This is a genomic window from Mesorhizobium sp. CNPSo 4661, from assembly GCF_057784215.1.
The window spans coordinates 1-25937 of sequence record NZ_JBWGIO010000036.1 but is presented as its reverse complement, the minus strand read 5'-3'; the positions used below and the strand labels follow the sequence as shown (position 1 = coordinate 25937).

16 protein-coding genes and 6 pseudogenes are annotated in these 25937 nt (G+C 60.2%); 8 read left to right on the top strand and 14 right to left on the bottom strand.

Annotation, left to right across the window (positions count from 1 at the left end; translation table 11 throughout):
- Nucleotides 1–55: 55 nt before the first annotated feature.
- From nifD to AC0YKC_RS31880, 3 genes are all read right to left on the bottom strand, one after another.
- On the bottom strand, nucleotides 56–1558 hold the full coding sequence (gene nifD / locus AC0YKC_RS31890) for a nitrogenase molybdenum-iron protein alpha chain (protein WP_488513937.1): 1503 nt from the start codon (nucleotides 1556–1558) through the stop codon (nucleotides 56–58).
- Nucleotides 1559–1658: 100 nt separating this feature from the next.
- Nucleotides 1659–2552, bottom strand: coding sequence for a nitrogenase iron protein (gene nifH / locus AC0YKC_RS31885; protein WP_488513927.1), 894 nt, complete (start codon nucleotides 2550–2552; stop codon nucleotides 1659–1661).
- A 762-nt stretch (nucleotides 2553–3314) separates the two neighbouring features.
- Nucleotides 3315–3635, bottom strand: a complete 321-nt coding sequence (locus tag AC0YKC_RS31880; protein WP_488513926.1) for a hypothetical protein — start codon at nucleotides 3633–3635, stop codon at nucleotides 3315–3317.
- Nucleotides 3636–3814: 179 nt separating this feature from the next.
- On the opposite strand from AC0YKC_RS31880, the gene AC0YKC_RS31875 reads away from it, so the two are divergent.
- Both AC0YKC_RS31875 and rpoN read left to right on the top strand, forming a co-directional pair.
- Entirely contained in the window at nucleotides 3815–4348 is a 534-nt protein-coding gene (locus tag AC0YKC_RS31875; protein ID WP_488513925.1) for a redoxin family protein, read from the top strand.
- Between the two features lie 67 nt (nucleotides 4349–4415).
- Nucleotides 4416–5900: an RNA polymerase factor sigma-54 gene (gene rpoN / locus AC0YKC_RS31870; protein WP_488513924.1), complete on the top strand. Its 1485-nt coding sequence runs from the start codon at nucleotides 4416–4418 to the stop codon at nucleotides 5898–5900.
- A gap of 579 nt (nucleotides 5901–6479) precedes the next feature.
- Here rpoN and AC0YKC_RS31865 read toward each other — a convergent pair.
- The 6 genes from AC0YKC_RS31865 to AC0YKC_RS31840 all read right to left on the bottom strand — a co-directional run bounded on the left by AC0YKC_RS31865 (nucleotide 6480) and on the right by AC0YKC_RS31840 (nucleotide 12625).
- Nucleotides 6480–7118 (bottom strand): nitrogen fixation protein NifQ, encoded by a 639-nt coding sequence (locus tag AC0YKC_RS31865; RefSeq protein WP_488513923.1) that lies wholly within the window; start codon nucleotides 7116–7118, stop codon nucleotides 6480–6482.
- On the bottom strand, nucleotides 7118–8170 hold the full coding sequence (locus AC0YKC_RS31860) for an LLM class flavin-dependent oxidoreductase (RefSeq protein ID WP_488513936.1): 1053 nt from the start codon (nucleotides 8168–8170) through the stop codon (nucleotides 7118–7120). The genes AC0YKC_RS31865 and AC0YKC_RS31860 overlap by 1 nt, the downstream gene beginning before the upstream one ends.
- Nucleotides 8171–8453: 283 nt before the next feature.
- Nucleotides 8454–10052 carry an SDR family oxidoreductase gene (locus tag AC0YKC_RS31855; RefSeq protein WP_488513922.1) on the bottom strand — a complete coding sequence of 533 codons (1599 nt, stop codon included), beginning with the start codon at nucleotides 10050–10052 and terminating at the stop codon, nucleotides 8454–8456.
- A gap of 324 nt (nucleotides 10053–10376) precedes the next feature.
- Entirely contained in the window at nucleotides 10377–10958 is a 582-nt protein-coding gene (locus AC0YKC_RS31850) for a nuclear transport factor 2 family protein (RefSeq protein WP_488513921.1), read from the bottom strand.
- 198 nt (nucleotides 10959–11156) lie between these two features.
- Nucleotides 11157–11366 (bottom strand): ferredoxin, encoded by a 210-nt coding sequence (locus tag AC0YKC_RS31845; RefSeq protein WP_488513920.1) that lies wholly within the window; start codon nucleotides 11364–11366, stop codon nucleotides 11157–11159.
- 44 nt (nucleotides 11367–11410) lie between these two features.
- Entirely contained in the window at nucleotides 11411–12625 is a 1215-nt protein-coding gene (locus AC0YKC_RS31840; RefSeq protein ID WP_488513919.1) for a cytochrome P450, read from the bottom strand.
- Nucleotides 12626–13158: 533 nt separating this feature from the next.
- Here AC0YKC_RS31840 and AC0YKC_RS31835 point away from each other — a divergent pair.
- Nucleotides 13159–13491 (top strand): annotated as a pseudogene (locus AC0YKC_RS31835) (DDE-type integrase/transposase/recombinase); the annotation flags it as partial.
- A 33-nt stretch (nucleotides 13492–13524) separates the two neighbouring features.
- A pseudogene (locus tag AC0YKC_RS31830) lies at nucleotides 13525–13749 on the top strand (extracellular catalytic domain type 1 short-chain-length polyhydroxyalkanoate depolymerase); the annotation flags it as partial.
- Nucleotides 13750–13756: 7 nt separating this feature from the next.
- Here AC0YKC_RS31830 and AC0YKC_RS31825 read toward each other — a convergent pair.
- Nucleotides 13757–13965: pseudogene (locus tag AC0YKC_RS31825) on the bottom strand (hypothetical protein).
- 90 nt (nucleotides 13966–14055) lie between these two features.
- Between AC0YKC_RS31825 and AC0YKC_RS31820 the strand changes: the two are divergent.
- From AC0YKC_RS31820 to AC0YKC_RS31805, 4 genes and pseudogenes are all read left to right on the top strand, one after another.
- Nucleotides 14056–15088: pseudogene (locus tag AC0YKC_RS31820) on the top strand (IS5 family transposase).
- A 345-nt stretch (nucleotides 15089–15433) separates the two neighbouring features.
- Complete coding sequence (locus AC0YKC_RS31815; RefSeq protein WP_488513918.1) at nucleotides 15434–16240, top strand: glycoside hydrolase family 12 protein; 807 nt, start codon at nucleotides 15434–15436, stop codon at nucleotides 16238–16240.
- A gap of 75 nt (nucleotides 16241–16315) precedes the next feature.
- Nucleotides 16316–16636, top strand: a pseudogene (locus AC0YKC_RS31810) (tyrosine-type recombinase/integrase); the annotation flags it as partial.
- Between the two features lie 9 nt (nucleotides 16637–16645).
- Nucleotides 16646–16840 (top strand): annotated as a pseudogene (locus tag AC0YKC_RS31805) (transposase zinc-binding domain-containing protein); the annotation flags it as partial.
- 1144 nt (nucleotides 16841–17984) lie between these two features.
- On the opposite strand, the gene AC0YKC_RS31800 reads toward AC0YKC_RS31805, so the two are convergent.
- From AC0YKC_RS31800 to AC0YKC_RS31785, 4 genes are all read right to left on the bottom strand, one after another.
- Nucleotides 17985–19256, bottom strand: coding sequence for a type II toxin-antitoxin system HipA family toxin (locus tag AC0YKC_RS31800; RefSeq protein ID WP_488513917.1), 1272 nt, complete (start codon nucleotides 19254–19256; stop codon nucleotides 17985–17987).
- Between the two features lies 1 nt (nucleotide 19257).
- Nucleotides 19258–19638 (bottom strand): helix-turn-helix domain-containing protein, encoded by a 381-nt coding sequence (locus tag AC0YKC_RS31795; protein WP_488513916.1) that lies wholly within the window; start codon nucleotides 19636–19638, stop codon nucleotides 19258–19260.
- 251 nt (nucleotides 19639–19889) lie between these two features.
- Complete coding sequence (locus AC0YKC_RS31790) at nucleotides 19890–20099, bottom strand: hypothetical protein (protein WP_488513915.1); 210 nt, start codon at nucleotides 20097–20099, stop codon at nucleotides 19890–19892.
- 180 nt (nucleotides 20100–20279) lie between these two features.
- A partial coding sequence (locus AC0YKC_RS31785) for a shikimate kinase (RefSeq protein WP_488513914.1) occupies nucleotides 20280–25937 on the bottom strand: 5658 nt, incomplete at its 5' end.

The window sequence follows — 25937 nt, the reverse complement described above, 5'->3', positions numbered from 1 at the left end:
TCCGCGGATCGCGGGGTTTATCGTCTCCCTGGGGAGACCAGGCGCGGACCAGGTTCTATTCGGCAGCCATCGCCTGCCCGCGGCTTGGACGTCTTTTCCACGGCGCCTCGAATAGGTCCCAAACCGGGTTGTTGATGGCAAGATCCACATCACGGGCGAAAACGGCAAAGCCGTCATAGCCGTGATAGGGCCCCGAATAATCCCAGGAGTGCATCTGACGGAACGGTATGCCCATCTTTTGCACCGGGTATTTTTCCTTGATCCCCGAGCCTACAAGATTAGGGCGAACCCCCTCGATGAACTTTTCCAGCTCATAGCCGGTCACGTCGTCATAGATCAGCGTGCCGTTTTTCACGTAGTGGGCGGTGCGCTGATAATCGTCGTTGTGGGCGAATTCGTAGCCTGTGCCGACGATCACCATGCCGAGGTCCTCGTAGGCTGTGATGACGTGGCGAGGGCGCAGGCCGCCGACATAGAGCATCACCGTATTGCCTTCCAGGCGCGGTCGGTATTTGGCGATTACCTCGTCGACCAAGGGACGGTACTTGGCGATGACCTGTTCGGTCTTCTCCTCGATTTCCGGCCCAAAGTGCTTGGCAATCTTGCGCAGGGAGGCTTCGATCTGGGATGGACCGAAGAAATTGTACTCCATCCACGCAATGCCGTACTTTTCCTCCATGTGCCGACAGATGTAGTTCATAGACCTGTAGCAATGGATGAGATTGAGCTTGGCCTTCGGCGCACGCTCAATCTCGGCGAGCGTTGCGTCGCCCGACCAGTTGCCGACCACACGCAGGCCGATCTCCTCGAGCAGGATTCGCGACGCCCACGCGTCGCCTCCGATATTGTAGTCGCCGACCACGTTCACGTCGTACGGGCCACCGTCGAACTCGACGGCCCTCTTCTCGAACACCCAGTCGCGGATCGCATCATTGGCGATGTGGTGGCCGAGCGACTGCGAGACGCCGCGGAAGCCCTCGCAGCGCACCGGCACGATCGTCTTTTCGATCTCCTTGGCCTTCTTGCGTGAAACCGCTTCGGTGTCGTCACCTATGAGGCCGATCGGGCACTCGGACTGCACGGTGATGCCTTTGTTCAGCGGAAAGAGTTCTTCAATCTCGTCGATGATCTGCTCCAGCTTTTTGTCGCCGCCGAAAACAATGTCTTTCTCCTGGAAATCGGAGGTGAACTGCATTGTCCCGAACGTGTCGATGCCCGTCGTGCCGACGTAGTAATTGCGGCGCTGCGACCAGGAGTATTGCCCGCAGCCGACCGGGCCGTGCGAGATGTGGACCATGTCCTTGACCGGACCCCACACCACCCCTTTTGAGCCGGCATAGGCGCAGCCGCGAATGGTCATCACGCCGGGAATGGACTTGATGTTTGATTTGACGTCACATTCGGAAAGGACCTCTCCTTCCTCGCCGGCCTCGTCCCCGCTCTTTGCGACATTGAGGTGCTTTTTGCGGCGCTTCGCCGTCTTGTCGGGATAGTGGGACAACACCTCCTCGATAAGCTTCGCATGGAGCGCGCCGTCATTTTCATATTCCAGGCTCATGGGACCCCTTTCAAGGTTCGCGTGACGCCTCACCGGGCGAGGCGCCGTTATTCCAAAGGCGCGCCAGGCCAAGGCTGCACCTCAAGTCGACATCGCTTGTTTACTGTGCGGCCGCCTTTGGCGTTTCCTTGGCCTGAAGCTCGGCAAGCATCTGCTCGTCTGTCTTCATGATGCCGAAGTCGAGCAGCATGTCCTCAAGCTCCTCCATGGTGATTGGGGTGGGGATGGTGCCCTGGCCCGAATTGCCATGGATCTTCTCGGCCAGCGCGCGGTATTCTCCGGCCTGATTTGAGTCCGGCGCATACTGGATCACCGACATTTTCCTGAGTTCGGCGTGCTGGACGATATTGTCGCGTGGCACGAAATGGATGAGCTTGGAATTGAGCCTGGAAGCCAGCGCTTCGGCGAGGTCGAGCTCGCGGTCGGTTTGGCGCTCGTTGCAGATCAGGCCGCCAAGCCGCACGCCGCCCGAATGGGCGTATTTCAAAATACCCTTGGCGATGTTGTTGGCAGCATAGAGCGCCATCATCTCGCCGGACATGACGATGTAGATTTCCTGCGCTTTGTTCTCGCGGATCGGCATTGCAAAACCGCCGCAAACCACGTCTCCGAGCACATCGTAGGAAACATAGTCGACATCATCATAGGCGCCATTCTCCTCTAGGAAGTTGATCGAGGTGATGACGCCGCGGCCCGCGCAGCCTACGCCCGGCTCGGGGCCGCCCGACTCCACGCACTTGATGCCTTTGTAGCCGATCTTGAGCACGTCCTCGAGTTCAAGGTCTTCCACCGAACCTTCCTTTGCCGCAAGGTGCAGCACGGTATCCTGCGCCTTCGAGTTCAGGATCAGGCGGGTGGAGTCGGCCTTGGGATCGCAGCCGACGATGAGTATCCTCTGCCCCAAGTCGACAAGGGCGGCGAGTGTATTTTGCGAGGTGGTGGACTTGCCGATGCCGCCCTTGCCGTAAAAGGCGATCTGACGCAGACCTGACATGTAGCTTTCCTTCCTTCGTTCCATTCATCGCGGCTGCCGCGATACGAATGCCGGTCGGCAGCTTTCGCCGCCTCGTAACGTAGGTTTCAAAACTCATGCCAATTTTATTGACGCATCGAATAAAGTTTTTTGTTCTTCCTTTTCAGCTATTTGGCCTTGGCAAAATATGGGCGTGGCTAACTCAGCCCATGTCGCGGACCTGACAAGACCAACGAAACGTGTCGGACAGCGTTTGAATAGGACAGCCATATTGTTACACCGGGCCTGAAAGCGCTTCATTGCTTACGGTAGGCTCAGCCGCCGAGACTGAAAGAGCGGTCACCTGTCGGCCCAGGTCGGCTGCCATAAGCCCCGATTACAAGTAGCCGGAGCCTGGCCCCGTCGCCTTGGTAATGCTTCCGACATTCTCGTCCATCTTCTGACACGACAAGGTTCGTCGATCCGTTAGATGGAAACGCGCCTTTCATATTTCCCGAGCAATCGCAGCTCTGAATGTTACACGTTGAGCCCGTGTGATCGCCGCCTCAGATGTGAGGCTTTCTCCATCGCGTCTCCGAAAGCAGTTCCTTCTGCTCAAGGTGAAGATCGCTTCCCTTCCTGCTGCAAGTTAGATGGCACGGCGTTTGCGCCAGCTCATCAGAGCCATCGAACCATAAACAAAGCGGAGAGCGAGGCATGGGTGAATGCAGAGAACCGCTTAAGCCGATGGTGCCTGTTGCGGATAAACATCGAAAGGTCGTTGCCTCCAGGCGTCCATGCTCGCTAGCTTTTCTGCGCAGGTGTGGTCGGGTACCAACATCCAAACATGTGGCGTTGGACCAACTGCCGCTTGCCGATCCTCGTCGGCATGCGGATCCCGAAGGAGTGCATCAAAGGATCACCCCAACCGACGTCGGCGCAGTAACCATCTACAATAGCCAGAGCCACTTTCGTGAAGCGAGACTCTTGCGCGACGCCAAAGTTGCGGCACCACACGCCTGCTTCGACATCGGCACTGTCGATCACCACCTGTTTCTCCTCGAGCACAGCCAGCCCATCGCCACTTGCCGCAAAAGGGTTGCTCGATCCGCCCAAATCACTCATAGCGGTCCGGCCGTTCGGATGACGAAGGGGGTGGGCCTATGCCCTCCCGTACCACCGGATGGAAAGGCGATTTGGAAGCCGCGAAGGCCTTCATCTCATGTCCGGCATGCCTACCGAGTCGACGTTGCGTCGGCCAAACCGAGAAGCCATGCCAGGTTTCGTCTAGCAGGAGTTAATTGATGACCATCACGAAGAAAGTTCCTTTCGTTACATTTCGCACGCGTGTTCGCGATGATTCCATTGAGGGGCCGAATCCATACCGCTGGGAAGATAAGACATCCGACGACTATTTTGGTGGCAAGCGCGTCCTCCTGTTCTCGCTTCCTGGCGCCTTCACCCCGACCTGCTCGACCTACCAACTGCCCAATTTCGAAAAGCTCTACGACGAGTTCAAGAAGGAAGGAATTGACGCAATCTACTGCATGTCCGTCAACGATGCCTTTGTCATGAATGCGTGGGGCAAGTCTTTGGGGCTGCAGAAGGTCGAGCTCATCCCGGACGGCTCAGGCGAGTTCACGCGCAAAATGGGCATGCTGGTGGCCAAGGACAATCTCGGTTTCGGAATGCGCTCCTGGCGCTATGCGGCTCTGATCAACGACGGCGCGGTGGAGCAGTGGTTTGAGGAAGAAGGTTTCTCCGACAACTGCGAGACCGATCCCTATGATGTCTCATCCCCGCAAAATGTTCTTGAAACACTGAAGGCAGCCGCATGACCGAGTAAACGTCTGGCAGCCCCAACACACGGCCAAGAGTCTCCTCGAACGGAGTTTCGCGCTCAACATGCTGTCCTCGGCAAGGCTGCTTCAACGCCAGAAGCAATCTATGGTGGCATCGCCTCAGCTCATTGAGTCGATTCGCCTGCTGCAACTGGCTCGCGTCGAACTGCATCAATTCGTGGAGCAGGAACTCGAGAAAAATCCTCTTTTGGAGCCTGCTCCAAACGACGGTGAGGCTCCTGGCGACGTTCCGATTTCGGCAGAGCAGTCCACCGGCGAACCCGAAAAAGACATTGACAGGCCGACGAGCGCGGCGTCCGCCGAGCGACTGGGGGAATGGAAAGCGCTGCGCAATACGACGAACCTTCCGGCGAGTGATCGCCCTGCGCTGGAAGAGTTTGCCGCCTGCACCGAAACATTGCACGATCACGTAGCTAGTCAGATCGCGCTCACCGCCTTCACACCACAGGAACGGCTGATCGCCGCCGAGCTTGCAGGCCATCTGGAAGACACCGGCTATATTCGGGCGAATCTTTTGGAACTGGCCGGCATGCTGAACGTCGGCGAGCCGGATGTGGAACGTGTTCTTGCAACCTTGCAGCACTTTGATCCACCGGGAATTTTTGCTCGCACCCTCAGCGAATGCCTCGAGATCCAGTTGCGCCAGCGAGACCGGTTCGACCCGGCGATGGCCGCTTTAATCACCCACCTTGACCTGGTCGCGAGACGCGATTTTCAGGCACTGAAGCAGCATTGCCGCGTTGATGAAGACGACCTCCTTGAGATGTTGCATGAAATCCGTGCGCTCGATCCCAAGCCCGGCAACCGATTCCAATCCGGAGCGCCGGAACCCATCATACCCGACGTCTTGGTCACGCCCTCGCCCGGAGGTGGGTGGCAGATCGAACTTGATCCAGAGGCGCTGCCCAAGGTTTTGATCAATCAAACCTATTTCGCTGAAGTCTCGCGACACACCGCCCAGAATTCGAAAGATCAGGCATTTCTGAACGAATGCCTGCAAAACGCGAACTGGTTAATCCGCAGCCTCGACCAACGAGCCCAGACGATTCTTAAGGTTGCCACTGAAATCGTGCGCCAACAGGATGCCTTTCTCCGACACGGCGTCGCCCATCTGCGGCCTCTCAATCTCAGGACTGTCGCTGAAGCAATCAACGTGCATGAGTCGACGGTGAGCCGGGTGACCTCGAACAAGTATATGCTTACTCCACGCGGGGTGTTCGAACTGAAGTATTTCTTCACTGTCGCGATTGCCTCCTGCGAAGGTGGTGACGCGCACTCCGCCGAAGCTGTCCGCCATCGGATCAAAGCAATAATTGCTCAAGAATCCGCCGGTCACGTGCTTTCCGACGATGACATCGCCGCGAGGCTGAAGGAAACCGGCATCAATGTTGCGCGGCGCACCGTTACAAAATATCGCGAGGCGATGAACATCCCCTCCTCTGTGCAACGGCGCAGGGAAAAGCGCCTATGGCTCAATGGAGATGGAGCTTTGCCGTCTGATCCCACTGACGTCAAACCGCAACGGTGACATAAACAGAGGGATCTCATCAATGCGCACGCGGCATGCGCTCTTCCCTATGAAGGCCCTATCGACAATGACCTCTCTCATCAGCAATTCCGTCGTTGAATTTCTGGGTATTGAATTTACCGATGCAAACACCCTCAGAGCGCAACGCACAGAGGAATACGTGCGCAGTTCAGTTGCCAGTGCATTGTTCACCCTGTCACGAAGCTGCTGCACATCGTTTCTCACTCGAAGGAACACATCGCGTTTATGATGAGCGCGAGAGAGCCATCGTTGACGGAGCCGACCCGGCAAGAAATGGCTCGGATCGTGTTGCCGCGGTCGGATACCACATTCCAGCCAGAGCCGCGTGTTTTGGCACGAAAGGCCTCGGTCCCGGCGATCCGTCTGTTCGTTCTCTCAACATTCTGTCCGGTCCGCACACAGGTCGCTACCCGAAGCGTGCTCGGCCCGCTTACCCTGATCGGGCCGATTGAATTCCCCTCCTCCCGTGCAAGGGAGCCTGGAAGAAGCGGCTCTGGCTCAATGGCGTGAGATTGGCGCCCGTGAGATTGGCGCCTCGGACGCCGGCGAGAGCGCCTCCTAGTCCAACGCGATCCCATTCTTGATCCGTGCCAGGCGACTTTCGTCGTCTTCCGGGCCGAAGCAGCTTTCGAAATCATTGCATTCACGGCAACTAGGCGAGCTGCATAGTGAAAATCCTTCGGATTCGCAGAGCTTGCGATAAAAGTACTTCTTCCATTTCATGTTTTGGGTGTTGCCGGCCGCAAGCGTCGGGAAATGCGTGGCAAGCAGGCGGCTGAGCTCGTTTCGGTTGAAAAGGCCAAGGTCCTGCCAGAGATGGTCGTTGCGCATGGCACGCCGGGCGATGATCTTGGCGAACCGGGCGCTGGCCGGGTCGCCCGGCCGGGCATGCGCGAACAGCAACTCGCGCAGAAGTTCTTCCTCCGGGTCCAGCTGGGGCTCGCCCGCCTCTTCCAAGGCGAACGCGTCTACGGCGACTGCGGGGAAGCTGCCGGTCAGGACATCGCGCAGCTCGGCTCGCGAAAGACCGGTTGCTTGTGTCGCCGTCGCCTTGCCGGCCTCGAGTTCCTCAAGCGCGCTCGAAAGCACGCAGGCAAGCGCATGCCGGTCAAACTGCAACTCGGTCGGCGATTTGCCGGTGCCGGGGCAGCCATGGTGCTGCGCGGCATGGGTGCCATTCTCCTGGCCCCGTCCCATCAATCGCCCTGAAGAGCGAGCGACTTGCTGACCGCTGGGATGATCTTGTCGCCCCAGAGCTCGATCTGGCGTAGCATCGTTTTGTGGTCGAAATCGCCCAGTTGCGTCTGAATTGCGACCTGGTCGGGTTTCAAGATGTCCATCTCTTCCAGCAGGCGGTCAATCACGCGATTCACGCTGCCGATCGGCAGGTTCTGGCGCATCTTCTCGAATGATAAATCCTGCTGCGTTGGCGTTTCGTTTAGCAGATAGCCGTCCGGGCTCTGCTGACGGCGCTGGTGCAGCGCTTCAGAAAGCCGGCGCTGGAAACGGGCATTGTCGAGATAACTGTTGATCTCTGCCTCGTCATCGCTGGCATAGCAGCAACGCAGCAGACATATCTTGGAGTCCGTGACGTTCTTACCTTCCGAAGCCGCCGCCTTCTCGATTGCTTCGCGCAGCGCGGTCAAACCCTCCAAGCCATTGTGAAACGCTGTGACAAAGAAATTGTGCCCCTCACGGTAGGCCCGCCTTATGCGCGCGGCCCCCCCAGCGATCCAGATTGGCGGGGTCGGCTTCTGGAGGGTACGCAGCGAAATCGCCGTCGGAGGTATGTTCACATACTTGCCGTTGTGCTCGAAGAGGGTTTGGTTGAGGCCTTTCAGAAGGATGTCCAAGTATTCCGAAAACACGGCCGCCGCCTCATCGATATTGACGCCGAAGCGTTCGAACTCGAATTTCTGGTATCCCAGGCCGACGCCAAGCTCGAGGCGGCCGTTCGCCACGATGTCGGCGAAGCCGATTTCGGAAAGCAAGCGCTGCGGCTGATAAAGCGGCAGCACGCACACAGCAGTGCCAAGGCGAATGGTGCTCGTCACGCCGGCGCAGTGCGCCACCATCATCAGGGGCGAGGGAATCAGGCTGTAATTGTTGAAGTGGTGCTCGGCGAACCAGGCGGTGGAGAAGCCGGCCTGCTCCGAAACGGCGGCCTGTTCGATCGAGTTGCGGATGACGCTGTCGCACGGTTGATGATAGCCACGCTGGGCGGCCAGGATGAAGGTTGCGAATTCCACGATGCTTCCTTGTTTACAGAGGGTAGGCGGTCCTGGATGCGCGAGATAAGCGCAAGGGCCTTGGCTGCGGCCCGCCTTCGCGGCGGCTTGGTTTTGCGTCAAACCGCTCGCTACTGGGTGGCTGGGGCGCACGGCGAGGTTGGGACTGCTTTGACCACGATAAGGACGCACGTTTTCGTCATCGCCGAAGCTCGCATCTCCGGCCGCCGAAGGGCGGAACGCTGCGCGCAGCGGACCTGAAGCCTTGACGTCCTTGGCCCAGGCGCCTGGCGAAAGTCGACGGTCAACACGCTGCCTCAGCAGAATACTTGCTATCGAGTTCACTTGCGTTTCCCGCATCACCGAAAGCGGTCCAGCCGCCGTCTACGTACAGTGTGGAGCCGTTGACGTATGCGGCGGCAGACGAAGCCAGGAAGAACGCGGCCTCAGCGACTTCCTCCGGCTCTCCCAACCTGCCCATCGGTATGCGTCGTCGGATCGATGGGGAGTCGATGCGACCGATCTTCGCTAACTGAGCAGCGCCAGGCGTGCAGATGTAGCCAGGGGCTACGGTGGCTGTCCGAATGCCGACAGGCCCAAGTTCGGCCGCCAGGCATCGGGTCAGAATGTCCAGCCCCGCCTGGGCGGCGCCATAGGCATGGCGCGGCGCGAACGGCAGAAAGCTATTGATCGATCCGAGGTTGAGGATCACGCCGCCAGGGCACATCGCCTTGATCGCCTCGCGTGCGCAGGTGAAGGCGCCGGTAAGATTGACATCCAGGAGGTGTTCGACGTGTTCGGGTATTTCTTCGATTCCCAACAACGAAGTATCGGCAGCAGCACCGTTGACGAGCACATCGACGCGCCCGAAGCGCCCCCGCATGTCCTCGAATAGCGCCACCACCTCGCTCTCGACGGCCACGTCCACGCATTTGGCCGGGTGGTTGCCGCGGAGCCAGGCCGCGAGTTCAGCCGCTGCGGCGCCATCTCTGTCAGCGACCACAACGGTATCGCCGCTCTCGGCAAAGCGGCGAACGACGGCCGCGCCTATGCCGTTCGCGCCACCTGTGACGAGCACGACTCGCCCTTGGGTGCCTTCGGCCGGACAGCAGAGTTCGGCCTGGGGTGTCCCATCCACCGGCGGGTGCGCATCTCCCGGCTGGTTGAATGACATCCAGCCTCCGTCGACCGCCAGCACCGAACCGGTGATGTAGCGCGCCTGCGGACTGGTCAGAAAACGCACGGCGAGGGCGATCTCGTCGGGGCGTGCCAAGCGGCCCAGCGGCACGCGGCGGCGCACTGCCGCGAGATCCATTTTGCCTGCGCGTTCCAGTTCTGCCACGATCGGCGTGCGCACGTAACCCGGCGCTACCGCCGTCACGCGAATGCCGCGAGAAGCCCACTCGCATGCAAGCGACTTCGTCAGCGAGATCAGGCCAGCTTTCGAGGCAGCGTAGGCGTTGCGCTTGGGGTTGCCGACAACGCCCGCCATCGAAGCGACGTTGACGATGGCACCGCCCGGCCCCATGCGCTTGGCCGCTTCGCGGGCCATGACGAGCGGTCCAATCAAGTTTACTTCCAAGGCGCGGCGGAAAGCGTCGACACTGGTATCGACACTTGCAGCCATGCTGGGTGCCATGGCGGCGTTGTTGATGAGGACGCCGATCTGGTCGAACTGTGCTTCGACTCGACCGTAGAGCGCGAGGACATCCCCCTCTTGCGAGACGTCGCACTCGAGGCCGAGATGCGGGTGGCCGAGCCCACGGGCCAGTTCAACGACCCCGCTGCCGGCAAGGTCTACCGCAACAACAGTGTCTCCATCCCCGACAAGAATATCGACCAGGGCACGGCCGATCCCACCGGCGGCGCCCGTAATGACAACGATGCGTCCTGCCTGCTTCATGAAAACTTCTCCGCGCTGCCTACAGCGATCTCAGCCCATCAGTTCGCGGGGCAAAATGACGACGGTAGACCCGAACAGACGATGCAGCGATCGGCTGCGGTCCCCTTCCGATTTGGTAGCCGAGGCTGCAGGGGGACCCGTCAAGGACATGTTTACCCTAGGTTCGCAAATCGGTGCACACCAGCGTCGTCAACGCGCTGGTGGAACAGAGCGACCGCTCACGCCGTTGCGGGGCAGAATGCCAATCCTATATGCCCCTCCTCGCCGGACAGTTTTCCGCCGGGATCGCTGTGGTATTGCAAAGTTCATAGCTTTTAGCCTCCATTACCGGCGCGGCTTTGTCGTTCGAAACCTGTGAGGGGGGACAGGGCGAGAAGGAATACGATGCTTTCCAAGCCCGTAAACCGGATCGTGCGGATGCGGTGCTCCAATCGGCCGTCGCGGGCCGAACCGTTCCGCCTCAACGACCGCTGGTGGGATCTGCTCCTCGAGCCAATCGTAGACCACCGTTCGTTCGGCAATCCGCCACTCCCCTTCCCTGTTCTGAAACAGGTCGCAGTAACGGCCACACAGGAGCGTCTGGCGTGGTTCTCCGTCTTTGTCCGGCCCGCGTTGCAACGCGGTGAAATAGCTCTCGACCGCGGCCTCTGCCGGACCGATGAATTCGATCAGGATGTTGGTGATCTGGTGGATGTTACGCGGTCCGGTCTTGAAGACACCGAGTGCAAACTGAATGAAGCCCTCTGCCGGGCCGCAATACGCCCCGTGACTGTCTTGCGCATCGGGCCAGTATGCGCTGCTGAGCGCCGCCTCATCCGCGCGGTCTATCCCGCGGCAGTACCGATAGAGGCAGTCGCGGATCGCCTCACGGTCGAGTAGCTCGGTGATTTTCGGCTGGTGGTCCATCAGCTTCGTCACAAATTCTGTGATTGGAAGAGTGTGTTTTGCGAACCGCGGCGTCCTAGCGATGGTGGGAGCGTCCCGACGCGCAGATTCGCCTGCGCAGTTGGACCAGGACGATAGTGGGTAGGAGGCGCGTGCCGTCCGTTACCATATGCAGGCCACATGAGGGTCCCTTTCCTGCCAGCCGAAATGACGTCCGGGTCAACCCGTGCTGCATGGTGCACGGTCGAGTTCGAGTGCACGTTCGGGGCAGGATCGCACGCCTCGCGACGCAGTGAGTTCCTCCCCTTCCGCAACTTCGATGTCACCGGGCAGGATGTAACCAGCGTCATCAAGCTTGAAGATGTGTGGCGCTTGGGCCGCGCATCGCGCGTGACCTTGGCATTTGGCATTTTGGACGATGACGCGCATGGCGCTGCCTCCATTGTCTTTGCCTCGGTTTGTGCGGAGTCTGGTCAGGACCAGTCCAGGATCAGATTTTCGATCCCGAACACATGCCCTCCGAAAGTGATGGGTGCCGTACCCTTCTTGATCCGGAACGTCGGGATGCGCGCCAGCCACTCCTCCAAGCCAATGACGATCTCGCGCCGGGCAAGATGTGAGCCAAGGCAACGGTGAGGCCCATAGCCAAAGGTGGCATGGGGGTTGTCCTCCCGCGCCAGATCGACCGTGTTTGGGCATTCGAATTCCGCCGGGTCGCGATTGGCGATCATCGTGGCGCAGGAAACATAGTCTCCCTTGCGGATCGGCGCGCCTTCGAAGTCGATATCTTTGGTTGCCACACGGATCAACTGAACGGTCGAATAGGCGCGCAGCAATTCTTCGGCCGCAAGCGGGATCCGGTCCGGTTCGCTGCGCAACGATTCCTGATCCTGGACGTTGCGCGCCAGATGAGCCAGGTCAAAGCCTATAGCTGCTGCAACCGTATCGAGCCCGGCAACGAAAACGAGCACGCCTACGCCGCGCACTTCCTGTTTCGTCAGCCGGCGGCCCTCGACCTGCGCCTGCACGATAAAGGTCATGAAATCGTCAACCAGGTCCTGGCGGCGGGCGGCGGCAAGTTCGTCAATGAAGGCCACGATCGTCCGGGCAGCGGCCGGCCGTTTCACATCGTCGCCGTGGAGAAGATCTCTCGCCCATCCGACGAATATGTCGATCCGGTCATCCGGCAGCCCTAGGAGATGGAGGAAGATGTTGACCGTGAAGGGAAATGCGAAATCGTTCATAACGTCGCAGCTTGTGCCCGATGCGATCCCCTCGATGAGCCTGATTGCCCTTTCGCGGACAGCTGGCTCCAATGCCGACACCCGCTTTGGCGAAAGCAGCGGATTGAGCAATGCGCGAAAGGCGCCATGGGCCGGAGGATCGAGTTCAAGTGGGATCATCGGCCAGCTTTCGCCCAGCGCGGAGGCAAAGATGCTGCGATGGCTGGAAAAAGCTTCGGTGTCCTGCAGCACCCGGCGCTGATCGCTGGCGCGGGTGATCACCCAGGTACCCCGGCCGTCGCGCGTGTTGAGGGGCGAATAAAAGATCGGGGGCCCGGAATGGACGCAAGCGACTGCCGCGTGCGGATCTCCGTTGGGAGTCGGTGGCATTCCCGGCGACGTAAACAGGCTGAAATCCCTCACCATTTCGGGTGGGATATGATCTGGAACGGAATTTTTCCCCATTGGTTCTCCTGACGTCAGGCGTCGATTGAGATTGCACCGCCGGCCATAAGGTCGATGCCCGCGCCCGGTAAGTGCCAGCTCAGGCGCGTTGCTTACGGTGCGATGCGACGTGCGCATTAGCGCGCAAGAGATCGGTCGCCAATTCAAGCAGCAAGGCATCACTTTCCTGCTACGCGCCCCAGAGCATGATCCCCATTGAAGCTGAGAGACTGATCAATCATCGCTGAGCTCCGTGACGCAATGCTCACGCCTCGCATCATCTGAGCAAGTTGCGTGCCGGATTGGTGCCAGATGGCCCTCACCAAGCAATATGACTACCTGTCCATTATTACCAGGAGAACGTCTGGCAACCGACACGTGCGGTCAGCTTTGTCGCGTCCGCGACACGGGGACTGTTCGGCTTGGTGGTGCCACATCCAAAGTTGGGTACCTGAAAGCCAATGTTGTGTGGATGTGTTGCAACGTTTTTGTTACTCGCGAGTGGCAAGGGATCTTCAACCATTTCGGAGGATTGCGATGTTCAAAGGCCGCCTGGCAGACCGGATCGCGTCGTCATCGACGGTAGCCAGACCAATCGGGAGGCGATCGTTTCCTGCGACGCCACAAATCGATTGCAGGATCGCTCCCGGCGCCGGCTGAAGCCGATCCGGATCCGCCGGAGCCAGTATTTGAACAATCGGATCGAGCAGGACCGTCGGCGCATCAAGCGCCGTATCCGGCCGATGCTCGGCTTCAAATCGACGGCCACCGCAGCCACCATCCTGACCGGCATCGAAATGATTCACATGATGCGCAAGCGACAGGCGAGGTACGCCTTCAATCCGAATCCGTCCTTGGCCGAGCAGTTCGAAATCCTCGCCGCCTGATTGACCTCGCACAGGGCCTCTCTGTGCCCCTATTCAGCCGTTGCAACAAAACCCGGACGAGTGCCCCATGGGCACGCCTACACCCGCACCAACCTGACCGATCCGAGAGGGCGGGCCATCTCCGAGCATTGGAACGTTCACGGCGCCGGCCACGCCTGGTCGGGAGGCAGTCCCGCCGGCTCCTACACCGATCCCCGCGGGCCGGACGCGACGAGGGAGATGCTGCGCTTCTTCCTTGAGCATTTGCTCCCGGGTTAGTTGGGCTTCACAAAGCGCTCAGGTCGTCCGGCACGTCGCCGAATTTCCGGATCAGCTTGGAGTCGCCGAACTCGCCGGTCGCCGGATCCCCGCTGCGGCTGAACGCGATCGCGCCGACGCAGCCGGGCTTGCGCGAGAGCGCCTCTGCCCGCATGACGGCCGCATTGGCGCTCAGGTCTCCACCGCTTCGCCGGCCGCTACCCCGTCGTCTGCCAGGAAGCGCGCTCTAGCAGTCTGCTGAAAAAGCCCTCGCAAAGGGCTGCGGTTGATGATTCAATTACCTATCATGAATCGTCGGGGGCTGGCATGCGGGGCGATTTTGCGGATCAGGGCGGGTTGTTTTCGTACATCTCGCCGGAGGCACGGGTACTCCGAACCATCCGCTGAGGGAGATCCGAGGGCTCGTCCGCGATGTGCTGGGCGAGATGAACCGTAACTTGGGGAAGCTTTACGCGAGCGAAGGACGGCCCTCGATCCCTCCGGAGCAATTGCTGAGCGCATTGTTGCTGCAGGTGTTCTACGGCATTCGATCGGAACGCCAGTTGATGGAGCAACTGGACTACAATCTTTTGTACCGCTTGTTCGTAGGACTTTCGCCGGACGCCCCCGTCTGGGACCCGACCACCTTCACCAAGAACCGCGACCGGCTGCAGAACGGCTAGGTGTTTGCGACGTTCATGAACCGGCTTCTGAACCATCCGCAAGTCAAGCCACTATTGTCGGACGAGCATTTCTCGGTGGACGGAACGCTGATCGAAGCCTGGGCATCACAGAAGAGCTTTCGCCCCAAAGACGGCAGCGGTGATGACGACGACGGCGCTAACTTCCAGGGCCAGAAGCGCAAGACGACACCCATGCGAGTACCAGCGACCCCGACAGCCGGCTCTATCGCAAGGCTGCCGGGCGGGAGGCGAAGCTCTGCTATATGGGCCACGCCACCATGGAGAACCGGCATGGGCTGGCGGTAGCCGGCATGGTCATGCACGCCAATGGCACCGCCGAACGCCGAGCCTCGGAGATCATGCGGAAGGCGAGAGGCAAAGCTGGCGGCTGCCGCATCACGGCCGGTGAGGACAAAGCGTACGATACGGTCGATCATGTGGCCAATCTTCGCGCCATCAACGTGACACCGCATGTGACGCAGAACCAGGCCGTCACCAAAACCGGCAAGACCCGCAACAGCGCCATCGACCAACGAACCACGCGGCTTCCGGGCTATGGCATGTCGCAATCGCGCCGGGCGATGATCGAGTGCATCTTCGGCTGGGGCGCTTCCGACTTCATGCTCAATCTGATCGCCTACAACCTGATCCGCATCCCCAAACTGGTTGCAGCGTAGCCAACTTGGCGTCCAGACCGCCAAAGCGCTTCAAACTCTCAAACAAATCATCCCAACGATGGCACCCGCGACAGAACAAACGCCCAATTCTTTGGATTTTTCAGTAAACTGCTAGGCTCGTCTCCAGTGGATCGTTGCCACTGTCTCAACAGGCTGTTGTCATCCGAAAGACGGCAAACCCGGGCGCCGCTCCGCCTTTCTCCTTGAGCTCGTCAGCTTCTCGAAAGCCAACCTTCCTAGCATTCGCACCCGGTCTCTAGATGCCAATGCCGCCTATGCTGAACTAGGGTACCCGCTGGGCGGATCTGCACGAGACTTTGTTATCATAATCGAAAGGAGAGCTTTATGGATTCCAATCGAATAAACGGTGGCGGCGCGCAAGGGTTCCCACCGGCGTACGTCCGGAAACAGGAGGATCATGATCTATTTAGGCAGGCCGCGAATGAAGCCGGGTCATTATCATCTGCCGCGCTTGTATCGGCGCAGGCTCCGATTTGGAGTTCGAGCGCTCCATACGGAAGTTTTTCACGCGATGGCTACTCTTGGAACAACGACGTATGGGGTCCGCGCCCTGGGCCTCAGACGATTTCGGTAAGTGGCGTCAACCGGTGGAGCGTATGGTCGAACCAGCCTAATACGCCGGGAATCAAAAGCTATCCGCACGAGGCTTTTAGTATCGGGAAACCGCTCAGTTCAATCAACACTCTGAGCTCGAGCTTCAATCAGGAGGTTCCTACTGGCGGCGCCTGGGATGTCGCCTACGATATCTGGGACAGGTCAAACCAGCATGAGATAATGCTCTGGACAAACTACACCGGAAACTCGGACGGGAGCGGCAACGTTAAGCCCATTTCATATCATTATGCCCCTTCCGGTGCGGCGATTCCGGTCTACAGCAATGTCAATGTAGGCGGAGCGACTTGGAACGTGTTTGAAGGTGAAGGCCCCGATGGTCACAAGGTCATCTCATTGCTGCGCACTTCGAAGACCAACAGCGGGACAGTGGACATCAAGAGTATCCTGCAGTGGATCAAGTCGAAGGGGTACTTTGGCGACATAACCGTCGGTAGCGTCCAATACGGCGTCGAGATTACCTCGTCCCCGGGGGGAAAGAACTTCAATTTCAACAACTGGTCTGTGACCTCGAAGTGAAGATCCGCGTGCGGGCGGCAAGGTGAGCTGCGCTTATGCCAATGAGCCACGCTGGCTGACGGCCTAGCTTGCGCTTACCGGCTCGCTCGGCCAAAGCGATGGTTGTTTCCCGGCCGCGACGACGAGCGTCCGCTCGTCCCCAACGTGCCGCACGCCGCCTGCTGTTCAGCTTGTGTGGCGGCCAGCTTGAGCAAGTCGGTGACAGTGCACACGTTGCGGCACACATTCGCGACCCATCTCCTGGAGAACGGGGCCGACGTGCGCATCATCCAGGTGCTGCTCCGCCATGCCAGTCTGGCCAGCACGGCGCGCTATGCCCAAGTCGCCACAAAGACCATCAGCAATACGCCAAGTCCGCTGGACCGGCTCCGCCTGGAGGTCGTGCCGCCCGGCTGAGCGGACCTGATGGCTCCGGTTCTGGAAGTGGCGGATATCTTCCGCCGCCACGGCGAAGCGTTTCGGCAAGCCCGTGCCGAGCATCTGGACCGCGTCGAGCGGCGCGTCATGGGCGCGATCACGGCATGCCGGACGGCTGTGCTCGGCGGCCACGTCGAGCAGTGCGATGACTGCGGAGCCACACGCATCGCCTACAACTCCTGCCTTATGGGCAAAGCCGGTAATGGGGAGCTGGCAATCGCGATCACCGTATTTTCCTGTGTATTGCCGCTCTCGAGCTCTCCATTAGAAGTCGCCCGTGCGGCCCCGTTGGGTCGGCCACTGATGGCCGGTCACATACGGAGACGGACATGTTGGAGACGTACTTCTCGGCAGCGAAGATGCTGGGGCATCTGCGCAGTGGGCCGAGCGGGCCTTACATTGACGGGTTGGTTCGTTAAACGAATGCTCAACGGCCGAGGATCGGCTCTATTTCGGTGCTTCCGCCTTTGTACACTATGTTTGCTTTGGTCGGGAGTGAGGCGGGGGCGGCCCTCTACTACCGCAAGTCTCGCCGGCGGCATCTCCCTTCCTGCTCTTCGTCCGTGCAGACCGCGGATGCCCCTCCGCCGCCGAGGCGCTCCCTGCAAGCCAGGGTTCACGGAGGCTAAAACTTTCAGGTCATTCCCTGTAACCGACCGCCAATCTTCCAACTGATCCACGGGGAACCGCGCTCAACAGGGCAGCGCAGCCATCAATGGCGAAGCGTCTCCATCCATATGCGACGGCATTGTGGAGAGCGAGGTCCTGCGGGTTGCTACAGATGCCATCCCCGCGCCAGATGTCTAGACTTTTTAAGTTTCCGCCACCGAAAGCCTTTCGAGCAGGCTACCGATCGGCAATTTCCACCGCATCCAAAATCTCATCTTTTCCTGTGGCAAACGCCAGACAAGTGGGACGATGGTGATTACGCCAGCGTGTGGATACAAAGCTTTCACGAAACCTGCTGGCAGGCAATGGTCTTTCGCCCTAGCGCAACAGCGCCTGCGGCTCGGAGAAGAGGAAGACCATACCTCTATTCCATGAAAATGCACAAGAAGCCCATCGTCCTGGGCTCTTTGGCCTGTACCCAAATTGACGCTAGAAGTTGTTGGACCGGATATCATTGAAACCGGTGCAGTTTGCCTTTAGTCGCCGCCAGTTCCGGGCCGTAACGGGTGACGAGATATTCCCGGTTCTGGCTTAGCGACTGGAGATGCCTGGCCGTCTTCGTGCGAAGGCGCAGGCCCGCCTCCAGGGCGTGCTCCGCATCGGCATTATTGTTAGGTTTGCAACTGACACCAAGTTCAGCCCCCGCGAACGTACCAGCTTAGGAGCTACATCTGCCGTTCAGCGCGTCAGGTGAACCGATATCAGACGGTCCTATAGCCTCTCGGCGATGCTCGAGCATCGCCGGCGAATCCAAGATGTCGCCGAGGTAGTCGATGTCGACTCCGGCGACACCGCATTCTGAAAAGATGTCCCGCCATCTTCCGATCCATCCGGCCACCTGGTTCCATTCGTGCTGAGCATCCTCTTTTGACATGCCGAAGTGAGCCGCCGCCGCCATGGCGTGTGTGATGCTGAAATCGTTCAGAAACCTGGGGCTCGGAGAGATTTGGATCGCCTGTTGTCCGAGACCGTTCATTTGAGTGGAAATGTCGAAAGCCGGCGAAAGCAGCCATCCGTCCTCGGTATGGAGAAAGGCGTGGTTCTTCGTGTGATCGTCAGTGTTGTCTATCATGATGTTGAACGCCATTCTGCGGAAAAGTTCTCGTTGCATCGACTGGATGCAGTCGGCGACTCCATGGCGTCGGATAATCGCCGCGATGGTGGCATAGCTGTCGTCGGCCTCCGAGGCCAGCATCGTGCGTGCTGAAACAGCGTGGACGCGCAGACCCCCAACACGGTCAAAACGACGGACCGTCAGAATATGATCGATACCGCCGGGCATGACCCGTGACGATGCGACGTATAATCCGGCTCGGCGCCCCAGTTCCATGCAGGCATGCTCGACAAGGAGTTGATCCACGTTGCTGCCGCGCGGAAACTTGGCGATCCACTCTTCTCCGTCAGCTTCGATCAGCATCTTGGGGTGGGCGCCGCCCATGCTGCCGGCGCTGGCGATGAGCTGTCTTTCTCGCTCGCTGAGAGGTTCACGCTCGAGGACGCGTGCAATCAGCGCCTCCGCTTCCTGAAGAGAATCCACACTCATGAGTGGCTGTTCGTCGACGGGACGATATTCATCGAAGCTGGAAGACATCCCAAGCGCACCGAAACGGCGGTCGCCCGCATACCAGAGCTTGTCGAGTGGGCTCATGCGCGGGGGGCGAGAGACGACCCTGATCATACGTTCCCCCCAGCGATCCGGCATAGCGTCTTCGATTGCGCCAGGAGCCACCATGTCCTTCAAGGGAGCATGCACCTTCTTGTCATGGGCGAGATCCGGAGAGAGAGGGAATCCCGAACGCCTCCACTCGTCATCCAGTTCAAGAAGGCATCTCCGATTGCTAGTCTCGAGCTTCACCCGCCCAACCAAGCGCGGCTCGAGCGGGTTTTCAAGATACCAGACCGCAAGCGAATTTCCCCGGAAGTCGCCCATGTTACCCTCTCTTTCGGCTTGCTCGGTTCACATCGAGCATTGTCGCGTACTCGTCCTCTCCCGGTTTGAGGATTTCAGCGAGATTTTCGGACTTACCAAATATCCAGAGCGCCGCGGCATAAACCCCTATCGACACCTTTGCGTCGCCCATCTCCATCCTGCGCAGCGTAGGGATCGAAGTCCCCATCCTCGCGGCCATGGTCTTCAGGCTGTCCCCCCTACGCTCGCGGGCGATGCGCAGATGAGAGCCAAGCGTTTCCAGCGCGACTACCGTTGCATCAGTGAGGATTTCAAGCGATGTGGAACTCTTTGACATAAACGTAAAGTTTCTCATAAACGGCTGTATATGAAAATATATGTTCTTTCCAAGGGCCGAATTCAAGGGCTGACCACCTATCTGCGAATGAGAAGAGATTTCTACACAGCAGCCTCATGCATTCATCGCAATAGCGGAGGCGTCCGATGTAAAGCCGCCCTGCTCGGCGACGCCGCTCAGAATCGTGCGAATACGTTCGAACCGGCCACCAAGGCGTCCTTGCTGCTGCTCCAGAGAATAGGAAGGCCTTTGGCGGCCGTCTGCTGTGCCGGTATCCGCTTCAGGCGCCGGTAAGAGCCAACCATCGACGCCCCACACTATGTGCTTCGGACGCGCGGCGACGAGTTAACCGTGCAGATGGGCCGGCACAGCGAACTGATGTCGAGCAGCATGGACAGCGCCCGCATCTGCAACGCGACGCCGAACAGGATTGGCACAACGGCAACCAGGTCATAAAATCCCCATGGCATGGGTTTGGCAGCCCAATGCGTGACGAAGCCGAGCGAAAAGGCAAGCAAGATCTCCACGACGATGTTCGGATAATCGTCTCGATCAGCTCTTCCTTCGGATCACTCTCGTCCAAGGGCCCTCCCCTCCCATCAGCCGTAGCAGGTCCTTGCGCGGTTATCATTATGCAGGACCGGGTTCTCATCAGTTCGCTGACCTGGTCGATCTGGTGATAACGTTGCTCCAGCATCTGCTGCCGGTCAAAGACGCGTCCGCGCGGCCAGATCGGGAGAGCGTGCCTGCAACTCCTGGTCCAGGAGCCTGTAATCCGCGTTGATATGGTCGTCGGTAAGCCAATCTGTGGGGCCAAGCGCCAGCCGACCCTGCAGTGCGCTGCCCGAGCCAGAGGCGGGTTCATTCGTCTGCGCAACCTGGGCGTGATGGGGGGGAAGAAAGCGCCCGTCCGGCTCCCTTTCCGGGGCGGTGGGTTGCGCTGCGGGCCCAGGCAGCCGATCGGCGTACTCTACGCCAGGGCCAGGGGCGGCGCCCGCCTGTGAGCACAGGTGGGCGTGCAGACTCTCCACGCATGGCTTGGCGTTCTTTCTATCCTGTTTCTCGGATGGAATGAATTCGATATCGGCTTCTTTGTAGAATTGCTGGCGCTCGCTCAACAGTCTGGCGATCTTGTCCTGCGGGTTGGGGCCTTGCAGCAGCGGGCGGCTGGTATCTTTCCTGGTGCGTTTCTCGATCACTTCGAGTTTGGTATTGAGCCAGATCGAGACCGCTTTCTCCTTGATGAGGCTGCGGCTCTGCGCATCGTTGAACGAGCCGCCCCCGGTGGCGATCACGGCGGGGCCGGCCTCGAGCAGACGCGCGATCACACTTGCCTCCAGCTCCCTGAAATGCGCCTCGCCGTCGGTCTTGAAAATCTCAGTGATCGATTTGCCAGCCTGGGTCTGGATTATTTTGTCGGTATCGACGAAGGGCAGCCCCAGGCGCCTGGCGAAAATGGGACCGATGCTGGATTTGCCGGCGCCCGGCATGCCAACCAGCACGACCGGCCGTCCATTGAGGGCGGCAAAGATCTCTTTTGCGACCGGTGACCTGGCGGTCTGGGGATTTCGCTGTTCGACGCTGCGCACCCCAAAGCTGGCGAGACTGGTTCTGCCCGTTGTCCCCTCTTCGCCTCCCCAGTGGGGGATGTCCATGACAGCATCGGGGATAGCAACTTGCTTGCAGGTTCCCCGCACGCGCTCGACCAGTTCCTTGGCCTTCTCCAGCCCATCGACGCCGGCTTGCTGCTGCAGCTCGAAAAGCTCCTTGTAGGTGTCGTGATTGTAGATCTTGGCCTTGTAGCTGCCTGGCGTGTGGAACTCCAGCTGGAAGCGGTACCCATCCGGCGTGCTGAGCACGCTCTGGATGCCGACGAAGCTCGGATCGCGCAATCTGAACCAGTTGGTTGTCTGGAGCTCGGTGTAGCCGCGCTCCTCGAAGGCCAGCATGGCGGTCTTGAAGGCGCGCGTAAAATCCTTGTCGGGGATTTCGAAAACATGGCGCACGGCGCTGCTGAGCAGCTGCACATCGCTGCCGCTCGGGGCGCTCATGCCGGTCAGATGATCTGTCATGGAGGCTTCCGATTTCAAGCGGCGCTTCATATGAGGCATGTTCACCTGGATGCCGGCTGTCGCCAGGCTGGCGGCCACGGCGAGCGCTGCCGCGGTGATTTCCTCTTCTTCCTCCCTGGCGCGGGCAGCCTCGATGGTGGCGCGCTGCGATGCCTGCTCGCGGCTCAGCGTCATCGTCGCGCCGTCCGCGCTGCCAAGGTGCGGCGCAGACGGTTTGGGCAAGATGCCCTGCTGCGCAACGAGTTTGATGGAGGCTTCCATGATTGAAGCCGCCAGGGTGGGATTGCCCTTCAGGTCCCCCAAAGTGGCATCGACATCGAACCAGCCCTGGTTGAGGGTTGCCGCCAGAGCCTTGACGTAGGGCACGGCCCTCAAGCCCGGCGTCTGATGCAGCAGCCGCTGCAGCTCTGCGCTCTTCTTCAGGAAGAGGCGGGCGCCAGTATCGGATTTATAGGCGTCGGTGCCGACCTTGACGCCGAGGCTCAGGAGATTGTTTGCGCTTTCGACGAGGTCGTCGGGATTGTAACCATCCGGGCGCGGATCGATGCGCGCGGGATAGTGGTTGAGCAAGAGCTGGACGCGCTCGCGTGGCTGGGCAGTTGCCGCATAGGCCTCGGCCAGATCCGGGAACAGCGCGCACAGTGCCGCGCTGAGCCCCGGGTTAGCGTCGTTGACGCTTTCGACTGGTTCGGGCCGGCGTTGCGCATCCGGCTCGACCGCCCACGCCTCCAGGGCGGAAATGAGCAGAGCGGCAATTTCGCGGGCGACCGGATGCCTGGCGACCTCGATCTCCTGCCTGGCACTGTCGAGCTTGTCCTGGATATCCTGCCGGCTCGCCTGGTCCTGGTCCAACAGCTCACGAAGGCCGAGCCTGAGCCCATGGTTGACGCCCTCGTAGGTGCCAAAGATGGCCCGCTCGGCAAACCAGTGGCGCGCCTCATGTGACTGCGCCAGAAAGCTTCGCTGCAGGCCGGTATAGGTTTCCAGGACGTTCTGCGTGGCGGCGAGGATCTGGCTGGCGCGGCTGAACTGGTAACGCTCGCCGTCGAAGGCAGGAGTGTGCGACTTGGGCGGCTTGAGTGAGCGCACGCCGCGCGCTTGCTCCTTTTGATCGAACTGACGCACATGCTCATAAAGCTGCGGCCGGTCGCCGACGATAACGACCGTGTCGCCGTCGAAATCGCCATCGAGCTTCTTCTGTTCACCGGTCGGCACGGCAACCAGCGAGCCGGGAGCGAACACCTCCGTCGCCTGCAGGACGCCGACGCAGTCGAGCGGCGTGTCCGCCTTGGCGCGGTCCTTGCCCGTGGTCCAGTTCGAATGGCACTTGACGTCCTCGGCAGACATCACCAGCCCACGGTCGGCGTAGTCGGCCGGCCACATCGCGTCCGGCACCACGATCAGAATGCCCTTGGCAAAGAAGGTCGGAGCGCCAGCCGCCAGGTCCTTGCCGGGCTTCTCGGCGACATTCAAACTGTATTGGATGGCCACGCACTGATCGAGGAACGCCGCGGTCGGGTCCGCGTCCGCCGCCGACCTGACTTGCCCGGCGGCAAACGGGCGCAGGTTGGGCTTGTCATAGGGCGAGCGGCCGATCAGCACGCCATCCCTGCCCGTCAACGTCTCGCTCTTGAGCTTCGGCACATGGACGCGGCCATCACTGGACGGTACGGCAACCGCGCCGGGACCGTCGATATGTCCGGTCGTCACGGTTCGAAACAGCTCTTCGGACGTCAACGCGCGCCCTTGCTGGCTCTCAAGCCAGGTCCTGGCCTTCTCGCACGTCTCCTCCGCCACCAGTTCGCTGCGCGGATAATGTTGCAGTGCCGAGGCCGGAACGGACGACCTCCTTCCCTCGCCAAAGGCGGTCATCCGATCGGGGCCGTCTTGCGAAACGGCCCGGCGAACAGCTGGCATCAGCGCGGCCAGCGAGGCCTTGATGAAGCCGCAGCCGTCATGCGGCTGCAGGGCGATCGGTCCCTTCGGCCCAGTCAGCTGGAAAGGATGCGCCTCGCCCACAGGGCGGTCCGGCAGCAGCAACAGTTTGAAGGCGCCTTCCAGGGCGTAGTCGTGCGGCCCCAGACCCTGAATGGCCGGTGGCGCGGCGAACCCCCGGCGCTGCGTGTAATAATAGGCCTCTTTGAACGGAGCCCAGGCGCGCGACAGCCTCTCGAAGTCGGTGCCCGCTGCCGTGTCACTATAGGGAATGGCCAGCAGCTTCCCTCCGGACGGCTCGAGCCGCCCACCTGGCGGACGTGACGCGATCTGCGCCAGTGTCAATCTCGGCGGCTTCAACTTGCTGCCGCCGAACAGGTCCATGCGGTACGGCACACCCTCGACGGTGAGCGTGCGCGTCAGCATGAAGGTGCTGGGCTTTCCCGGCAGTTGCACCGCCACCACCTTCACCGCCCCCGAGGTCAGGCGATGAAAAACCGAATATCGTGTCTCGGCCTCCGTGGCGAGGCGCTGCCCCCGCATATCGACGACCGGCAACCGCATCAGTCCGGCATCGCCCTGCGGCGGTCTGGGCTCGTGATCCATGGTTCGCAACACCTGATGCACGTCGAAGACCGATGCAGGATGTTGGGCTTGGACGGTTGCCGCATTCTGCTCCAGGAATGAATCTATCGCATCCAGCGGGTTATCGGCCTCGATATCCGCGATCACGTTCCAGCTCATATTGGAAAGATCGCGCTCGATAAGATCGCGGGTGCGTTCCAGGATGCCTCTGGTCTCCCGCTGCAACTCCTGCTGCCTGTTCCGCAAACTGAACCTGTCGCCCTCGACATAGGGGCGTCTGTAGAGCCTCTTGAGGACCGCACGGGTCTTCAACACTTGATAGATCGACAGGGCGGGACAACGGGTCGAGCACGGTCCACGGCGCCGCTCGGCATCGCTTGCGTTGAGGTGCGCCTGGATCTTTTGTTCCACGACGGGTTGGATATCGTTGAGCAGGTTGAGCGCCTGCCTGCGATGCCAGCGCAGCTGCTTGTGCGTGCTGCGCGCCAGCGGCAGCAGAGCGGCGCACAGATTGCCCGCGGTTTCCAGGTTATTCTCGGCGGCAAATCCAGGCGCACGATGCAGTTCCTGAAGGCGATCCAACCCCGTTCGTGCGAGCAATCCGAGATCGTCAAACAGCCGGGCCTTGGCCAGCGCCTTGAAAATGTTGGCGATCGTCAGAGCGTTGGCCTGCTCCAGGCGATCAGTGGCATAGTGAAGGTGGTGGGCGAGCTTGTGCAGCCGGTCCTTCAGCAGAGCGGTCTCGTTGATCTCTCCGGCGTCCTCTCCCCTCTGGCATTCCCGCGCCAGACCATTGGCGATCATGCTGAGCGTAGGTGTGGTGAAGGCCCCGAAGCGGAGGTTTGCCGAGCCGAGTCGGTGCGCGAGGTCTATGGTCGCCTGATGACACGCCCCTTCTTCCGGCCACTTGCTGAACCCATTCATCAAGTTGCCTAAGTCCTGAGGAATAAGATTATTAGATAGCCCGTCGGCGCGGCGAAGCATCTCACCAGCGATCGTGGCTGTAGCCTCGCGACAAGCCTCCGCTTCCGGCCACTTGCTAAAGCCGTTCACCAGGTTCGACATCTCCTGCAGATTAAAGCCAGGGAGCTTGTCGGCACGGCGCAGAACCTCACCGGCGACCGTGGCTATAACCTCCTGACACTCTGCCTGTTCCGGCCATTTGCTGAAACCGTTCACAAGGTTTGCAAGTTCCTGCGGGGTAAAGTCTGAGGGTCGGGGGGTGCGGTCCCCACGGCGGCCAAGAACCGCAATGCCGATCGCGGCCGCTGCTTTGCGACACTGCGCCTGTTCCGGCCACTTGCTGAAGCCGTTCACCAGGTTCGCCATGTCCTGAGGATTAAAACCAGAGAGCTCGTCAACGCGGCGGAGAACCTCACCGGCGATGGTGGCTGTGGCCTCGCGACAACCCGCCTGTTCCGGCCACTTGCTGAAGCCGTTTGCCAGGTTAGCCAGGTTCTGCGGAGTAAATTCAGAGAGTTGGTCGGCACGGCGAAGCACCTCACCGGCGATCGTGGCTGTGGCCTCGCGACAAGCCGCCGCTTCCGGCCACTTGCTGAAGCCGTTTGCCAGGTTAGCCAGGTTCTGCGGAGTAAATTCAGAGAGTTGGTCGGAACGGCGAAAGACCTCACCGGCGATCGTGGCTGTAGCTTCGCGACAAGCCGCCGCTTCCGGCCACTTGCTGAAGCCGTTCACCAAGTTCCCCATGTCCTGCGGATTAAAACCAGAGAGCCGGCCGGCGCGGCGGCGGACCTCACTGGCGATCATGCCTAT

What these genes read in the sequence shown, in the direction of transcription:
- AC0YKC_RS31845 (WP_488513920.1), bottom strand. Translation starts at nt 11,366, where the DNA reads ATGCGCGTCATCGTCCAAAATGCCAAATGCCAAGGTCACGCGCGATGC.
- AC0YKC_RS31880 (WP_488513926.1), bottom strand. Translation starts at nt 3,635, where the DNA reads ATGAGTGATTTGGGCGGATCGAGCAACCCTTTTGCGGCAAGTGGCGAT.
- AC0YKC_RS31800 (WP_488513917.1), bottom strand. Translation starts at nt 19,256, where the DNA reads ATGGGCGACTTCCGGGGAAATTCGCTTGCGGTCTGGTATCTTGAAAAC.
- AC0YKC_RS31875 (WP_488513925.1), top strand. Translation starts at nt 3,815, where the DNA reads ATGACCATCACGAAGAAAGTTCCTTTCGTTACATTTCGCACGCGTGTT.
- AC0YKC_RS31850 (WP_488513921.1), bottom strand. Translation starts at nt 10,958, where the DNA reads ATGGACCACCAGCCGAAAATCACCGAGCTACTCGACCGTGAGGCGATC.
- AC0YKC_RS31855 (WP_488513922.1), bottom strand. Translation starts at nt 10,052, where the DNA reads ATGAAGCAGGCAGGACGCATCGTTGTCATTACGGGCGCCGCCGGTGGG.
- AC0YKC_RS31865 (WP_488513923.1), bottom strand. Translation starts at nt 7,118, where the DNA reads ATGGGACGGGGCCAGGAGAATGGCACCCATGCCGCGCAGCACCATGGC.
- rpoN (WP_488513924.1), top strand. Translation starts at nt 4,416, where the DNA reads ATGCTGTCCTCGGCAAGGCTGCTTCAACGCCAGAAGCAATCTATGGTG.
- AC0YKC_RS31840 (WP_488513919.1), bottom strand. Translation starts at nt 12,625, where the DNA reads ATGGGGAAAAATTCCGTTCCAGATCATATCCCACCCGAAATGGTGAGG.
- nifD (WP_488513937.1), bottom strand. Translation starts at nt 1,558, where the DNA reads ATGAGCCTGGAATATGAAAATGACGGCGCGCTCCATGCGAAGCTTATC.
- nifH (WP_488513927.1), bottom strand. Translation starts at nt 2,552, where the DNA reads ATGTCAGGTCTGCGTCAGATCGCCTTTTACGGCAAGGGCGGCATCGGC.
- AC0YKC_RS31815 (WP_488513918.1), top strand. Translation starts at nt 15,434, where the DNA reads ATGGATTCCAATCGAATAAACGGTGGCGGCGCGCAAGGGTTCCCACCG.